Source organism: Corynebacterium sp. HMSC078H07, from assembly GCF_001812805.1.
Lineage (GTDB): Bacteria > Actinomycetota > Actinomycetes > Mycobacteriales > Mycobacteriaceae > Corynebacterium.
The window spans coordinates 82,099-96,976 of sequence record NZ_KV810449.1; the positions used below are offsets into that span (position 1 = coordinate 82,099).

Here is a 14,878-nt window from a genome sequence, read left to right on the forward strand (position 1 = left end):
GGTTCCCCGTTGCTGGCTCCATGGTCGCTGTGGCCTGGGGCGGCAATGAATTCACGCCGCTTCTCGTCATGTACCGCGAGACCTCCCACTTCTCTCAAGTGACCGTCAACGGCCTCCTCGCGGCGTATGTTGTCGGCATTATTCCGGCGTTGCTCATCGGCGGGCCGCTCTCTGATCTCATCGGCCGCCGCCCGATGCTGCTTCCGGCCGCTCCGCTCTCTCTTGCTGGTTCTTTCCTTCTTTCTATCGCTCCCGAGGAACCTCTCATCATTGCCTTGGGCCGTGTTCTATGCGGCATGGCGTTGGGCCTGGTCATGGCTGTGGGTTCAACGTGGATTACTGAGCTCATTACCCGTGCCGGTGGTGACCCGGCCTCCGGTGCACGCAAGGCATCACTGTGCTTGACTGCGGGATTCCTCGTGGGCGCGGGCATCGCTTCTGTCCTGGCGCAGTGGGGTCCGTGGCCGACTCACACTGCATATATCCTCCATATGCTGCTCACCGTTGTCACTGCTATCTGGATTCTTCGCACTCCGGAAACCCGCCAGCCCAGCCATGGCACTGTGAAGATGACCATCCTGGATCTCACCGTCCGCGAGATGCTCCAGATGCTCCACGTTCCGACGGCCGCTCACAGGCGCTTCGTGCGCGTTGTCATGCCCGTGGCCCCCTGGGTCTTTGGCTGTGCGGGTGCTGCCTATGCTCTGCTGCCGCAATTGCTGTCCGACTCCGCCGGCAACGCCCCCATCGCATTCTCCGGTCTCATGACCGTCATCACCCTTGGCTGCGGCGTTGGCGTGCAAATGCTCGGCCGTATCGTGGATACACACAAATCTGCTCGTGCTTCTGCGATCGCCATGGCCGTTATCACCGTTGGAGCAATCTTCGCAGCTTTCGCCGCTCATACCTTGTCTTTGCCTCTGGGCATCACCGCAGCAGCCACGATGGGTGCTGGCTACGGTCTCGCACTCGTCGCAGGCCTCTCTGAGGTTCAGCGGATCGCAGGAGAACGTGAACTTGCTGGCCTGACCGCCGTCTACTACTCCATCTCCTACACCGGCTTCTTCATCCCCATGGCCTTCAGCGCCTTGGCGCCTTACATTGGGTTTACCAACCTCTTCATCATTGGTAGCGTCCTCGCTCTACTGTGCCTCATCAACGTCGTCATGGCGTGGCGCGCACACTTGCCAGGTGCTCGCCGTTAGCTCTCCGAATACAAGAAAGGCTCCACTCCCCTTACCGGGACGTGGAGCCTTTCTCCTCGATATTTAGCGCATGGTCAGCTGCGCCCTGCTGTCCAAGTTCTAGGCCTTGGCCACGGTCGCGGTGACACCCTTGAGGACGTCATGCACCGTCTGGCCAGCATCGCTCGGCAGTGCCTCCGTCGTCACGGTGAAGTCGACGGCCAGCACCTCCGCCGCGATGTGATCGCGGTGGCGGTTGGCCCACTCTTCCTTTTCTGCGGGAACGCAGAGGACCACCGTGATGCGGTCAGTCACCACAAAGTCTTCGGCCTTGCGGGCATCTTGGAGTCCTCGGATGACATCCGCGGCCCAGCCTTCGGCCTCGAGCTCTTCGGTGACCTCGGTATCCAGCACAACCAGACCGTCTACGCCGTCCACGCGTGCCGTGGATTCCGGGTTCGCTGCCTGCAAGCGCTCGGTGTACTCCTCTGGGCTCAACCGGATATCGCCGTCAACGACAACCTCGTCACCCTCGCGCTCGTAGTTGCCCGCCTTGAGGTTCTTGATGGCGCGCTGCACGTCCTTGCCCAAGCGCGGGCCCGCCACCTTCGCGTTGCACACCACGTCGAAGGTGCCGACCTCATCAACGTCATCAGTGAGCACAACGTCCTTGACGTTGACCTCATCGCGGATGATGTCCTTGAAGTCCGCCAGGCGTGCCGAATCCGGCATCGCCACGGTCAACTTCGGCAACGGCAAACGGTTGCGCAGCTTGTTGGACTTGCGCACCGACGACGCCGCCGAGGCCACCGCACGGGTCGCATCCATCGCTGCCACGAGGTCGTGATCAGCCGGGTAGTCCTCAGCCTTCGGGTAGGAAGCCAAGTGCACAGAGCGCTCACCAGTCAGGCCGCGGTAGATGACCTCAGCCACGTGCGGCAGCAGCGGAGCCACCACGCGAGAAACGGTCTCCAGCACCGTGTAGAGGGTGTTGAAAGCCTCCGCGTGGGTTTCCTCGCCCTCCCAGAAACGGTCGCGGGAGCGGCGCACGTACCAGTTAGTCAAGGCATCCGCGAAGAGGCGAACCTCTTCGGTAGCCGAAGCAATGTCAGTATTCGCCAGTGCGTCATTCGTGTTCTTCACCAAGTCATGGGTCTTGGCCAAGATGTAGCGATCCAGCACGTTGGTGGAGCTGACATCGAATTTCGCTTCCTGGGAAGCATAAAGCTGCAGGAAGGTGTAAGCATTCCAGATCGGCAAGATGGCCTGGCGCACACCCTCACGGATGCCCTGCTCGGTCACGATGAGGTTGCCGCCGCGCAGGATCGGCGAGGACATAAGGAACCAGCGCATCGCATCCGAACCATCGCGGTCGAAGACCTCGTTCACGTTCGGGTAATTGCCCTTGGACTTCGACATCTTCAGGCCATCGTTGCCCAGAACGATGCCGTGGGCAACGACCTTCTTGAACGCCGGGCGGTCGAACAGCGCGGTGGACAGCACATGCAGGAGGTAGAACCAACCGCGCGTCTGGCCGGAGTACTCCACGATGAAGTCCGCCGGCGAGTGAGTCTCAAACCACTCCTTATTCTCAAACGGGTAGTGCTTCTGCGCGAACGGCATCGAGCCGGACTCAAACCAGCAATCCAGCACGTCCGGCACGCGGCGCATCGTGGACTTGCCCGTCGGATCATCCGGGTTCGGTCGGGTCAGCTCATCGATGTACGGGCGGTGCAGGCTGGTCGGGCGCACGCCGAAGTCACGCTCCAGCTCATCCAGCGAGCCATAGACATCCACGCGCGGGTACTCTGGATCATCGGAGATCCACGCCGGGATCGGCGCGCCCCAGTAGCGGGTACGGGAGATGTTCCAATCGCGAGCGCCTTCCAGCCACTTGCCGAACTGACCGTCGCGAATGTGTTCCGGCAACCACTCAATCTCGTTGTGGTTGAGCTCCACCATGCGGTCGCGGAACTCGGTCACCTTGACGAACCATGCCGGCAGCGCCATGTAGATGAGTGGTTCGCCGGAGCGCCAGGAGTGCGGGTAGGAGTGTTCAATGGTCACATGACGCACCACGCGGCCAGCTGCCTTGAGGTCCTTGATGATGGCCTTATTAGCGTCAAAGACCAGCTGGCCCTCATACGGCGGTACCTGCGAGGTGAACTTGCCATCCTCATCCACTGGGATGACCAGTCCCACGCCATACTTCTGGCAGGTGATCATATCGTCCTCACCGAAGGCCGGAGCCTGGTGGACAACACCGGTGCCATCCTCGGTGGTGACGTAATCCGCGAGCAGTAACTGATACGCGTTCTCGACATCCGGGAAGAAATCGAAGATGGGCTGGTACTTAAAGCCCTCCAACTGCGCGCCCTTGAACGTCTTGAGGACCTCCGCCTCACCCAGCTCCTTCGCCAAAGTACCGGTGAGCGCTTCGGCCATGATGAAGGTGCGGCCAGCAAAGTCGCCCTCGGTGGCCTTAAACAGCACGTAGTCGACCTCCGGGTGGACCGCCAAAGCCAGGTTGGATGGCAGGGTCCAGGGGGTGGTGGTCCAGGCGAGGAAGGAGGCGTCGGCAAGCTCGGCGTGATCTGCCAACGTCTTCTCCGCAGCGCTTCCCTCGACCGCACCAGCCACTGGGAAAGTCACCGTCAGGGTCGGGTCCTGGCGCATCTTATAAGAATCATCCAGGCGTGTTTCCTGGTTGGACAGCGAGGTGTGCTCAGCCCAGGAATACGGCAGAACCCTAAAGCCCTGGTAGATCAGGCCCTTGTCATAGAGCTCCTTAAACGCCCACATGACAGACTCCATGTACTCCAAGTCCATGGTTTTGTAGCCGTTTTCAAAGTCCACCCAGCGAGCCTGGCGGTTAACATACTCTTCCCACTCATCGGTGTACTCCAGAACGGACTTGGCGCAGTATTCGTTGAACTTCTCTAGGCCCATGTCCTCGATCTGGGCCTTATCGGTGATTCCGAGCTGCTTTTCTGCCTCCAGCTCCGCCGGCAGGCCGTGGGTATCCCAGCCGAAGACGCGCGGGACGTGGTTGCCGGCCATGGTGCGGTAGCGCGGGACGATGTCTTTGACGTAACCGGTCAACAGGTGGCCATAGTGCGGCAGGCCATTGGCAAAGGGCGGGCCATCATAAAAGACGTACTCGGGGCAACCCTCTGTCTGCTCGAGGCTGGCTTTAAAAGTATCGTCGGCCGTCCAGTACTTCTGGACTTCCTGCTCCATGTCGGGGAAGCGGGAGGACCCAGCTGTCATATCGACTTTGGGATAAACGCTGCCGACGTTCGTAGGGTTGTTGCTCATCTGAAAATTCCTTCACTCGTTCGCTGTGACGGGGACGCGCCTTGCGGCTCGCGGTACCACCCCGCTTGGACGCCGAGGCGTCCCGCTTCGTTGTGTGAAGGAGATGACGGTCCCTACCCGCCCGGTTCTAATAATGCGGCGCTCGCGCGCCTCACGTTCTTCCGGAATGCTCCCCGGTGATAGCCGGCTCACTGCATGTAGCTCCAGAGTATAACCGAGGGGTCAAGTTTTCACAGCCACAGGTTCCCCAGATCCCGAAATAGAAACCCGTGTGTGCCCACGATGCTCAGGTGAAAAGGTTATTCACAGGAACATTTTTTCTAGTGCGGGCTGATCACAGTGAGCCTTAGGCTTCAGAATCATGAACGCACTTCAGACTTTTCTTGACGCCCTAGCGCCCGGCATTGATGTCGTCGCCGGGTGCGAAGGCATGTCTGAAGCGGATCTCATTGCTGCCGGATCACCCGATAAAACGGCCAAGGAATTGGTGCGCTTGCACTCGAGCTTCTTTGGCACGACTGCAATGACTCGCATGCAACGCAACGCCGTAATTGCAGCCCGCCAGCGCGGCCATTCTCTGCCCACACTCAACGTCATTGACCGCTATGCACGCAAAGCTCGGACACTGGCCTTGGGGTGGCAGATGCGCCTTGAGCTGTGTCGCACGAGCGCTGATACGTTGGCGATGGAAGCTCTGGCCAAGAAGAAGCTCAAAGAGCTCTCGAAGCCGTCACAACCCAAGGCAGGTGTCACGGTATATCGCCGGCGAAACTCGCTGTGGACGATGGCGATTACAGCCCCTTCACATGTCATCGCTGAGCTTAACGACGCCGTCGATGAGCAACGTCCTATCGAATCCATCCAGGAAGCCTTCTTTCATGGCGCGGCCCCACGCAAAGGACTGCAGACCAATATCCTTGTCCCCTTGGATGCGTTGACGCAGATTCTCAATGGTGATGGTGAGGAAGTTACGCTGCGTATGACCAATGGCGCGACAATGACGGGTGCGGAGTATGTCAACAAGGTGATCTCCGGTGAAATAGACCTTGACGGCACATTGGCGACGCTCTTTCACCCCGTCCGCGGACCTGTGAACCTCTATCGGCAGGAGCGGAGCGCTAGCATCAAACAGCGCATCATGGCTATGGCCGAGTTTCCGGTCTGTGCATGGAATGACTGTATGAAGCCCGCCGATGAGTGCCAAGTGCACCACATCATCGCGTGGAAGAACGGCGGCTATACCAATCCCGAGAACCTCGTGATGTTGTGTCCGTACCACAACGGAGTCAATCAAGATAACCCCAATGCTCCGCCAGGGCGTGGGCGGATGGCCCGGGTTGAAGGGACGGTAAAGCGCACCTTCGGTCCTCTCCCACCGCCTTCGCCACGGCAGGCGACTAGGAGGGCAACTGGACCGCCGGACAGCGGTGGCACCTAGAGTTGGGCCACCTAGCAGCGGTGGCCACTAGGCTCGGGCCGTGTCACTATTCGACAGAAGCTCTCCGCCCAAGGCCCTCCACCGCAGGAGCCCTCTGCCTCAGGAACCCCTTGAGGCCGAGGGCTACTCGTCGTGCTTGCGGCGTATTTTCACCACTGTATCGGTGATGAAAAGAATGGTGCCGACGCCGGCAGAGATGAACAGCAGGTACAGGGACCAGTCAGCGGCGGTAAGGATGTAGTTCACGAAAGCCAAGAAAGCTACAAACGCCAGAACCAATGCGCCAATGAGCATCGTCGCTCCTCTCCAACGAAAACTGGTCTTGTGTCTACCGGAGGCCTCGGTGGCCTACCAAAAGAATAACGGCGTCCTGTGCGGGACGCCGTTGATTCAGTCATTAGCCACAGATTAGTTGTTGGCCTTGCCAGCCTCACCGTTCGGAGCCGCGGTGCCGCGGGACTCCAGCTCCTCAAGCTGGGACTCGAGAAGCGTCTTGAGGCGGGTACGGTACTCGCGTTCAAAGGTGCGCAGCTCGGAGATACGGGCCTCGAGAGCAGTCTGCTGCTGCTTGACCGTGTTCATGACCTCGGTGTGCTTCTTCTCCGCGTCAGCCTGCAGGGCTGCTGCCTTCTCCTCAGCCTGGCGGATCTGAGCCTCAGCGCGGGAGGTGGCATCAGACTCAGTCTGCTTAGCCTTGGTCTCTGCGTCAGCGACGAGCTTCTTGGAACGGTTGTCGGCATCCAGCAGCTGTGCGTCGTAACGCTTCTGGGCGTCAGCCAACTGAGCCTTGGAGTGAGAATCAGCCTCAGCAAGCTGCTTTTCTGCAGCCGTGCGGGCCTCGGCCAACATGGACTCGGAGTCTGCCTTGGCCTCGTTGGTAAGGCGGTCCGCCATTTCCTGAGCCAAGCCCAGAACACGAGCGGCCTGCATGTGGGTCTCCGGAGTAGCCAGGCTATCCGCAGTCTCGGCAGCGCCAGCGCCGGCAATGCCGGCGGCAGCGGTGGAGGCGCTGGAGTTCTTCTTGGCGGACTCCAGCTCCTTCTTGGTGTTCTCCAGCTCGCGCTTGGAGGCCTCAAGTTCACGCTTCGCGGCGGCTGCTTCCTCACGGGCGGCCTTGAGCTCTGCGGAATTGTCCTGCTGCTGAGCAGCCGGAGCCTGGGAAGACTGAGCCTGAGCCTGAGCTGCCTTGGCCTGTTCCTGGGCCTTCTTGGTCTCTTCCTTGGCCTTGGCAACCTCGTTCTTCGAGTCAGCCAGCTTTGCCTCGTACTCAGCGCGCAGCTTGGACTCCACGTCCTTGCGCACGGCGGCCTCATCGACCTTGGTTGCAGCAGCACCGGCGCCGCCCTTGGACTGTGCCTTCAGATCCTCAACCTGGGCCTGGAGGTCGTCGTTCTCATCCTGCAACTGAGCAAGAGCATCTTCGACGAGGTCGAGGAACTGATCGACCTCGTCCTCGTTGTAGCCACGCTTGCCAATAGGCGGCTTGCTGAAAGCGACGTTGTGTACATCAGCTGGTGACAGTGGCATTGACTTCTCTTCCCCTTACGAATCGGTCAAACCTCTAGTGGGTCCAGAGGCCGGGTACATATGCGATTAATAATACGGATTGTGATAACTCATTGTATCCAAATCAACACATTATCTAACGCAGGCACGAGTCTCAACGTTAACAAAAGGGTTTAATACACCCGCAATTTAGACTGCGAGCCCGCCAGCACCAAAAAATACCCACGCGATCAGTCGCGAGAGAATTGCCAAGAGCAGGAACAGTACGATAACCGAGACATCGAGAGCAATGCCTCCCAACTGCAGCGGCGGGATGATTTTACGCAGAGCCTTAACGGGCGGATCAGTGAGGACAAACAGCACTTCTGCCACCATCATGAACCACCGCGGCGGGTTGAATTGGCGTGAGAAGGACTGAATCATCTCGATGACGATGCGCGCGAGCAAAATCCACGAATAGAGGCTCACAGCAAGAATGAGAATCGAACCTAAAGCATTCACATCGCCCGAGCCTATCTGAACCACCCCCGCAGGCGGTACTTCCCCGTCCGGCGGTTCGCAAGAAAACGCATGAAGCCGCCGTCTCCAGCCTCCTCCACAAGCCAACACGGGAGGGGCAGGTTCGGGCGGCCCTGCAGCGTCAAGTTCTTAGCGCAGGTGCGCAGCGCGCTCTAGCTCAACGGTAGAGATGTCAGCGCCCTTCGGCACAATGGCGAAGACCTTGCGGCTGGTATCAACACCCTTGGTGAGGTTCTTCATACGGCCTTCCAGTGCGAAGCACAGGCCAGCTGCGAAGTCGACGAAGCGCTTGGCGGAGCCACGGTCGGCATCGGTGAGTTCGAAGACTACGGCGTCACCATCACGGAACGGGCCGCCAACCTTGGCGGCGTCATCGAAGGAGACGAGCGACAGGGCCACGATGGTCGGAACGAATTCTTCTTCCTGCTTGTCGTAGGACGGTGCTGCGTACGACGGAGCGTTGTAGGTGCGCTCGTCGGCGTAGTAGGCGTCGTCGGCGTCCATGTCCATCGGGCCCAGCCCGAAGAATTCCTTGGTCCTATCAATCAGTGACATTCTGGGTCTCCCTCTGACCTAGTTTTCTGTGAGATTAGTGTCTTTGAAATGCGCTTTTGCGATGCCATTTAAACTACTGGCCGCGGGCCCATAATTCCGGTTCCGACACGCACGATATGTGTTCCAGATTCAATGGCTGCCTGCAGGTCTGCACTCATTCCGGCAGAGAGTTTCAAGGGACGCCCCAACTGCTTAGAAGTCTCCTCCACAAGCTCTTTTACTTGTGTAAAAACCTCGACCGGTTCACTCTCCAGAGGTGGGACAACCATAAAGCCCTGCAGCTCAAGATTGTCGAGCTCTTCAACGACGTCCACTAGGTCAGAAACGAGGTCTAGCGGACAGCCGCCACGGGCAGTATCGCCATCGGCGGAGACCTGGATGAAAACTGGCAAGATACCGTCGCGTTGGCCTCGTTCTTGGGCTAAAGCCACGCCGCGGTCTAGGGCACGCGCAAGTTTCTCAGAGTCAAGAGAGTGCACGCTATGCGCCCAGCGTGCTACGTGGTTGGCCTTCTTGGTTTGAATCTGGCCGATCATGTGGAAGTGCATATGGGGCAGCGCTTCGGCCTTGGCGCGAGCTTCCTGTTCGCGGTTTTCAGCGACGTCGGTGATGCCTAGCTGCCCAAGCAGAGCGATATCTTCCGCAGGGTGAAACTTGGTCACCGGCAACAGCTCGGGTGCTTCGCGCCCAGTTTCGTCGGCGAAACGTTGGATCTCAGCGCGGGTGCGCTCGAGTCCGGCCCGCAGTTCCTCGAGACGGTTCTGGTCAGTCATTGTTATCCCTCCAACCAAATCACGCCGGCTTGGCGTCCGGTGACGCCTTCACGGCGATAGGAAAAGAAGTCTGGATCTTCAATGGTGCAGCGCGGATCAGACTCAATGGCAGTAATGCCCAGCTCCATGAGCTGACGCACCAGTCCGGCACGGACATCGACACCCCAGGTTCCCTTCGTGGTACGCGTTAACGACCCAGGAAGGTGTTTCTCAACATCCCTCGCCATCTCCTCGGGAACCTCATAGTTTCGACCTGAGGCGGCCGGCCCCATGAGAACCTGCATGGTCGACGGGGTTGCGCCGAGATCCATCATGGCGTTGACGGTGTTGCGGATGATGCCGTTGCGTGCGCCGAGGCGGCCTGCATGGACGGCGGCGATGACGCCGGCAGGGACGTCGACAAGCAATACCGGCGTGCAATCGGCCACGAGCACGCCGAGGCCCAGACGTTTTTCGGTGGTGACCAGGGCATCGGTAGCCTCAACCGGCTCGGTCATGCCGCGGCGCTCCGCACCTACCGTGGTGACGGTATTGGTATGTAACTGCTCCATCCACACGATGTCGTCGAGCCCTGTGGCGCGTAGAAGGCGGGCGCGGTTAGCGGCCACGGCGGCGGGGTCATCGCCCACGTGATCACCTAAATTGAAAGAGTCATAGGGAGACGACGACGCCCCGCCAGCACGGCTGGTAAAGACCATGCGGACGGGGCGCTTCGATGGGTGTGCTTCCTCGTTTACTGGCATGCACTCCAGAGTAGCGGGCTGCGACTAGCGCATGAAGGAGGGCACGTCGAGATCGTCGTCGCCGTCATCATCGAAGCCACGGGGGCGGCGCTCGTCTGGGCGGGACAGGCGGTACTCGTCGCGATTCTCGCGCTCCTCACGGCGGAAGCGATCGGAGCTGGTGAACAGTCCGCTGGACGGAGCTGGCTCGGACGGCTGCTCACGCTCGTAGGAGTGGCGCGGAGCGTACTCCTCGCGCTCGCGGCGCTCGGTGCCCTGCGACTCAGCACGTGTGTACTCCTCACGTGGGGCTTCCGCGCTGGACGCGGCGGGGGATTCCGGTTGTGCCTCGGCACGGTTCTCGAAGAGGGAACCCGGGCGAGCAGCCGGGGTGGCGTGCTGGCCCTGCGGTGCTGCCTGACCAGGCTGCACCGGCTGGGAGGTCATATTGGCCTGTGCATCAAAGCCGGTGGCGATGATGGTGACGCGGACTTCGTCGCCCAGGTTGTCATCGATGATGGTGCCGAAGATGATGTTGGCATCCTCGTCGGCACGCTCCTCCACCATGGAGGCAGCCGCGTTGACCTCGTGGAGGCCCAGATCGGAGCCGCCAGCGATGGAGAGTAGGACGCCCTTAGCGCCTTCCATCGTGGACTCCAGCAGCGGAGAGTTGATGGCCTGCTCGGCTGCGTTGAGCGCGCGGTTGTCGCCGCGGGCAAAGCCGATGCCCATGAGCGCGGAGCCGGCATCGGACATGACGGAGCGCACGTCTGCAAAGTCGACGTTGATCATGCCCGGGATGGTGATGAGGTTGGTAATTCCCTGAACACCGTTGTGAAGGACTTCATCGGCGGCGCGGAAGGCCTCAACGATGGACAGTTCCTCGCCGCCCAGCTGCATGAGGCGGTCATTCGGAATAACGATGAGGGTATCGCAGACCTCGCGCAGCTCCTCGATACCAGCCATGGCCTGGCGGGTACGGCGAGCGCCCTCGAACTTAAACGGGCGGGTGACGACGCCGACGGTGAGCGCGCCCATCTTCTTCGCGATGGAAGCCACGACTGGGGCGGCACCCGTACCGGTTCCGCCGCCCTCACCAGCGGTGACGAAGACCATGTCGGAGCCCTGGAGGGCGTCCTCGATTTCGGTCTTGTGGTCCTCAGCGGAAGTCTTGCCAACCTCCGGGTTAGCGCCAGCACCGAGGCCGCGGGTGGCCTCGCGGCCGATGTCGAGCTTGGTGTCCGCGTCGGAGAAGATCAGCGCCTGAGAGTCAGTGTTAATGGCGACGAACTGGACTCCCTTGAGGCCTTCTTCGATCATGCGGTTGACGGCGTTGACGCCGCCGCCGCCGACGCCGACGACCTTGATGTCCGCGAGGTTGTTGCTAGATGAGATCATACGAGGGTCTCTTGCCTTTCAACTAAGGATTTTATGTAAACGAGGAGGCGCCCCTTTTTCGCGAGAGGCGGTTACATCCATCTTTAACGAAAGGAGGGTTATTTCGGCGCACATTTTGCCGCGTGTCGGTACCCTCAACCTCTACTTTAGGGTTGCTGACGTGCGGTTTTATTAACAGGCGTCCCACCCGTACCACCGGCGACGCGCTTAGCGGCGAGTCACCAGTGAAGGGTTAGAAATATTCCAGGATTCGCCCTCCAGCTGAAGCACATCCTCGAAGGCGATGGCCTTGTTGGCGTTGTCTTCTGCGGCTCCCCAGAAGATGGTTTTATCGTCATCCGTGACGAAGGTCAGCGAATAGGTGTCTTCGATGTCGAGGGTCTTGACGCGCTTGCGTACATCGGCAGGAAGCGCGGATACCGCATCCACCGCCGCCTGCATTTCCGGGGAACCGGATTCCGTGCGCCCAGTCAGTTGAATGGCTTCTGCCGGCGGGGTGTCCTCGGCAAATTCCTTACCTTTGTCATCCACCAACACTGTGTGGCCACCGTCCTCAACATAGGCCACGGCCTCGTGTTCCACCACGCTGATATGCACAGTCGACGGGAAGGCACGCGAGACCGTTGCCGATTCCACCCACGGCAGCGAGGCCACGCCATGGGCCGCCTCACGCGCATTCAGGCGCACCAAATTGGAACCTGAAGCCACACCACTGGCCTGCTCCGCGTCTTCGGCCACCACGTGCTCGTTGCCCTCAACCTCAAAAGAGGTCACCTTAAAAATCGGGAAAAGCCATACGACGGCTGCAGCCACAAGTGCTACGAGAAAGACCGCGCCGACGGCAATCGCGCCCGTCTTCTTAGACATCCTGGCCCTCGGCCTCACCTGGCTGTGCGGATTCTGCCCGTGCCTCACCTTGCTCCAGCTTCGAAAGTATTTCGCCCGCCACATAGGTAATCGTTCCAGCACCGATGGTCAGCACGACATCACCCGGCCGGGCCAGGGAAATGACGTCGCCCGCTGCCTCGGAGAAATCCGGCTCGAAGATGACCGGCATATCCTCCGGCATCTTGTCCGTAATAATGCGGGAGGTAATGCCCTCCACCGGCTGCTCGCGGGCGCCGTAGATATCGAGGACCACGGAGGCGTCGGCAAGCGCTAGTGCCTCTGCGAACTCCGCATCGAATTTCATCGTTCGGGAGTAGAGGTGCGGCTGGAAACAGGCGATAACTCGCGCGCCTTCGCCTTCGGCATCGACCTTTGCGCGCGCAGCGGTGAGGACCGCAGACACCTCCGTCGGGTGGTGAGCATAATCGTCAAAGACGCGAATCCCTTGTGCGGAACCGCGGTACTCAAAACGGCGGCGCACGCCAGTAAAATCGGTCAAACCCGCAGCGAGTTCCGCTGGTTCACCTCCTGCCAATGCGCCGGCAAGTAGCGCCGCAGCGGAATTAAGCACCATATGGTGGCCTGGGACGTGGAGGTCGTAGGCGAGGTCCTCCGGGGGGACGTCGGGAAGCGTGAGGCGCACTCGCACATGCGCGCCCTCCGCTGACACCGTCTCCTCCAGGACTTCGACACCATAGGGCAGCGAGGACTCGTTGTGCGCGCCGTACCCCAAGACGTGGATGCCGCGTTCGGCCGCGCGCTCTCCGGTAGCCACCGCTTGTGCATCCTCGAGGCACACCACGAGATAGCCGCCGTCGATGACACAGTCAGCAAAATCGTCGAAGACCTTAAAGTAGCTTTCGGGGGTTTCGAAGTAGTCCAGGTGGTCCGGCTCGATGTTCGTAATCACCGCTACGGAGGGGCTATAGCGCAGCAGTGAGGCATCGGATTCATCAGCCTCGGCGACAAAAGCGTCACCGGTTCCTCCATGCGCGTTCGTCCCCGCACGGTTGAGCTGGCCGCCGATGGCAAAGGACGGGTCCAAACCAGCCTGCTGCATTGCGCTCACCGTCATGGACGTGGTGGACGTCTTGCCGTGGGTACCGGCCAAGAGGATTTGGCGGTGTCCCTCCATAAGCTCCGCTAGAAGGTCGGAGCGGCGAATCACCGGAATTCCAGCCTCCCGTGCAGCAGCCAGCTCGGGGTTGTCCTGTGGAATCGCCGCGAAGGAGGTCACCACCACCGTGGGCTTTTCGCCGGCGAGATCGAGGTTCTCGGCTGCGTGGCCGATGGCAATGTGAGCGCCCATCGTGCGCAGGACCTCCACCGCGGTGGACTTCTTCACGTCCGAGCCCGTCACCACCGCGCCGCGGGTCACAAGGATCCGGGCAAGGCCAGACATGCCCGAGCCGCCGATGCCCACAAGGTGAACGCGAGACAAGTCAGTAGAAGCAGGAGTAGCAGTCATGAGGGATAATCCTTCGTTCGTGGTGGAGAGGGCCTAGTTGCGAGCACTCGACGCAATGCGGTCAGCGATAGTGGCAGCCACGTCACCCGCGGTGCTGGCATCCGCAGCTGTGCGCATGGCATCCAGCGTGGCGGGGTTGCCGAGGATAGCGCGTACCTCACGGATGAGGCGCTCGGGGCTCAGTTCGGCATCGGGAATCTGGACAGCAGCGCCCGCATCTACGAGCGCACGAGAGTTCAGTGCCTGCTCGCCGTTGCCGTGCGGGAGGGGGATGTAGATGGCGGGCAGTCCTGCGGCGGAGACTTCCGCCACGGTCATGGCACCAGAGCGGCATACCATGAGATCCGCCACGGCGAGGGCGCCGGTCATGTCATCGATATAGGGCACCGGGGTGTAGTTGCTGCGTTCTTCTGGCTTGTCGTTCTTCTTTCCATACGCATGAAGAACCTGGAAGTCCTGCGTGAGGTCGGCGATAGCACCGGCAACGGCAGTATTGATGCTCACTGCGCCCTGGGAACCACCCGTCACGACGATGGTGGGGCGTTCGTCACCTAGATTCCAGTTCTTACGCGCGGCGGCTGCCTTGGAACCATCCGGGTCCTCCCCCAAACCGGGACGTACTGGGATGCCGAGGACCTCGCCCGGCATGCCGGACCCCTCCTGCGCGTTGAAACCGATTCCACCCAGACGCACGCCCAGCTTGTTAGCCATGCCCGCCAGCGCGTTGGTCTCTAGGACAAAGAAAGGAATGCCCAGCGACTTCGCCGCCAAATATGCGGGGGCAGCAACGTAGCCACCGGTACCGAAAACGGCGTCCGCAGCCACGTCTTTGAGGACTGCGCGGGTTTCCCGTACGGACTTTAAAACGCGCCACGGCAGCTTCAACGCATCTGCATTGATCTTACGGGGCACGGGAACCGGGGTAATCATGCGCAAATCCACGCCACGGGCCGGAACAATATCTCCTTCCAAACCGCGCGGGGTGCCCAGAGCGGTCACTCGCGCACCGTGGCGCTGACGCAGCTCCTCCCCCACGGCAAGCGCTGGTTCAATGTGTCCGGCAGTGCCGCCACCTGCGATGACGACGGAAATTCGCGTGGCATTCATGC

The 14,878-nt window shown here is 60.6% G+C and carries 13 protein-coding genes; 2 read left to right on the plus strand and 11 right to left on the minus strand.

Going from position 1 to position 14,878, the window contains the following annotated elements:
- Positions 1-20: 20 nt before the first annotated feature.
- Positions 21-1,205, plus strand: a complete 1,185-nt coding sequence (locus tag HMPREF2875_RS02455) for an MFS transporter (RefSeq protein WP_210388140.1) — start codon at positions 21-23, stop codon at positions 1,203-1,205.
- Positions 1,206-1,304: 99 nt separating this feature from the next.
- On the opposite strand, the gene ileS is transcribed toward HMPREF2875_RS02455, so the two are convergent.
- On the minus strand, positions 1,305-4,502 hold the full coding sequence (gene ileS, locus HMPREF2875_RS02460) for an isoleucine--tRNA ligase (protein WP_070669911.1): 3,198 nt from the start codon (positions 4,500-4,502) through the stop codon (positions 1,305-1,307).
- Between the two features lie 361 nt (positions 4,503-4,863).
- On the opposite strand from ileS, the gene HMPREF2875_RS02465 reads away from it, so the two are divergent.
- Entirely contained in the window at positions 4,864-5,940 is a 1,077-nt protein-coding gene (locus tag HMPREF2875_RS02465; protein WP_070669912.1) for an HNH endonuclease signature motif containing protein, read from the plus strand.
- 123 nt (positions 5,941-6,063) lie between these two features.
- Here the strand turns inward: HMPREF2875_RS02465 and HMPREF2875_RS13640 are convergent, their stop codons facing one another.
- The 10 genes from HMPREF2875_RS13640 to murG form a co-directional block, all read right to left on the minus strand.
- On the minus strand, positions 6,064-6,234 hold the full coding sequence (locus HMPREF2875_RS13640; protein WP_168165556.1) for a hypothetical protein: 171 nt from the start codon (positions 6,232-6,234) through the stop codon (positions 6,064-6,066).
- 114 nt (positions 6,235-6,348) lie between these two features.
- Positions 6,349-7,467, minus strand: coding sequence for a DivIVA domain-containing protein (locus tag HMPREF2875_RS02470; protein ID WP_070669913.1), 1,119 nt, complete (start codon positions 7,465-7,467; stop codon positions 6,349-6,351).
- Between the two features lie 168 nt (positions 7,468-7,635).
- The gene (locus HMPREF2875_RS02475; RefSeq protein WP_070669914.1) at positions 7,636-7,947 is read right to left on the minus strand and encodes a YggT family protein; all 312 of its coding nucleotides are present in this window, start codon (positions 7,945-7,947) and stop codon (positions 7,636-7,638) included.
- Between the two features lie 147 nt (positions 7,948-8,094).
- A complete protein-coding gene (locus HMPREF2875_RS02480; protein WP_039676080.1) occupies positions 8,095-8,520 on the minus strand; it encodes a cell division protein SepF in 426 nt (141 codons plus the stop codon).
- 68 nt (positions 8,521-8,588) lie between these two features.
- Complete coding sequence (locus tag HMPREF2875_RS02485; protein WP_070669915.1) at positions 8,589-9,293, minus strand: YggS family pyridoxal phosphate-dependent enzyme; 705 nt, start codon at positions 9,291-9,293, stop codon at positions 8,589-8,591.
- Between the two features lie 2 nt (positions 9,294-9,295).
- The gene (gene pgeF / locus HMPREF2875_RS02490) at positions 9,296-10,036 is read right to left on the minus strand and encodes a peptidoglycan editing factor PgeF (RefSeq protein WP_070669916.1); all 741 of its coding nucleotides are present in this window, start codon (positions 10,034-10,036) and stop codon (positions 9,296-9,298) included.
- A 24-nt stretch (positions 10,037-10,060) separates the two neighbouring features.
- Complete coding sequence (gene ftsZ, locus HMPREF2875_RS02495) at positions 10,061-11,413, minus strand: cell division protein FtsZ (protein WP_070669917.1); 1,353 nt, start codon at positions 11,411-11,413, stop codon at positions 10,061-10,063.
- Between the two features lie 207 nt (positions 11,414-11,620).
- Positions 11,621-12,280, minus strand: a complete 660-nt coding sequence (locus tag HMPREF2875_RS02500) for a cell division protein FtsQ/DivIB (RefSeq protein ID WP_070669918.1) — start codon at positions 12,278-12,280, stop codon at positions 11,621-11,623.
- Positions 12,273-13,769: a UDP-N-acetylmuramate--L-alanine ligase gene (gene murC, locus HMPREF2875_RS02505; protein ID WP_070669919.1), complete on the minus strand. Its 1,497-nt coding sequence runs from the start codon at positions 13,767-13,769 to the stop codon at positions 12,273-12,275. Before murC ends, HMPREF2875_RS02500 begins: the two co-directional genes overlap by 8 nt.
- Positions 13,770-13,802: 33 nt before the next feature.
- Complete coding sequence (murG, locus tag HMPREF2875_RS02510; RefSeq protein ID WP_070669920.1) at positions 13,803-14,876, minus strand: undecaprenyldiphospho-muramoylpentapeptide beta-N-acetylglucosaminyltransferase; 1,074 nt, start codon at positions 14,874-14,876, stop codon at positions 13,803-13,805.
- Between the last annotated feature and the right edge of the window lie 2 nt (positions 14,877-14,878).

Excerpts from the sequence above, each read along its gene's own strand:
- murC (WP_070669919.1), bottom strand. The coding sequence starts at position 13,769 with ATGACTGCTACTCCTGCTTCTACTGACTTGTCTCGCGTTCACCTTGTG.
- HMPREF2875_RS02455 (WP_210388140.1), top strand. The coding sequence starts at position 21 with ATGGTCGCTGTGGCCTGGGGCGGCAATGAATTCACGCCGCTTCTCGTC.
- ftsZ (WP_070669917.1), bottom strand. The coding sequence starts at position 11,413 with ATGATCTCATCTAGCAACAACCTCGCGGACATCAAGGTCGTCGGCGTC.
- murG (WP_070669920.1), bottom strand. The coding sequence starts at position 14,876 with ATGAATGCCACGCGAATTTCCGTCGTCATCGCAGGTGGCGGCACTGCC.
- pgeF (WP_070669916.1), bottom strand. The coding sequence starts at position 10,036 with ATGCCAGTAAACGAGGAAGCACACCCATCGAAGCGCCCCGTCCGCATG.
- ileS (WP_070669911.1), bottom strand. The coding sequence starts at position 4,502 with ATGAGCAACAACCCTACGAACGTCGGCAGCGTTTATCCCAAAGTCGAT.
- HMPREF2875_RS02480 (WP_039676080.1), bottom strand. The coding sequence starts at position 8,520 with ATGTCACTGATTGATAGGACCAAGGAATTCTTCGGGCTGGGCCCGATG.
- HMPREF2875_RS13640 (WP_168165556.1), bottom strand. The coding sequence starts at position 6,234 with ATGCTCATTGGCGCATTGGTTCTGGCGTTTGTAGCTTTCTTGGCTTTC.
- HMPREF2875_RS02465 (WP_070669912.1), top strand. The coding sequence starts at position 4,864 with ATGAACGCACTTCAGACTTTTCTTGACGCCCTAGCGCCCGGCATTGAT.
- HMPREF2875_RS02470 (WP_070669913.1), bottom strand. The coding sequence starts at position 7,467 with ATGCCACTGTCACCAGCTGATGTACACAACGTCGCTTTCAGCAAGCCG.
- HMPREF2875_RS02500 (WP_070669918.1), bottom strand. The coding sequence starts at position 12,280 with ATGTCTAAGAAGACGGGCGCGATTGCCGTCGGCGCGGTCTTTCTCGTA.
- HMPREF2875_RS02485 (WP_070669915.1), bottom strand. The coding sequence starts at position 9,293 with ATGACTGACCAGAACCGTCTCGAGGAACTGCGGGCCGGACTCGAGCGC.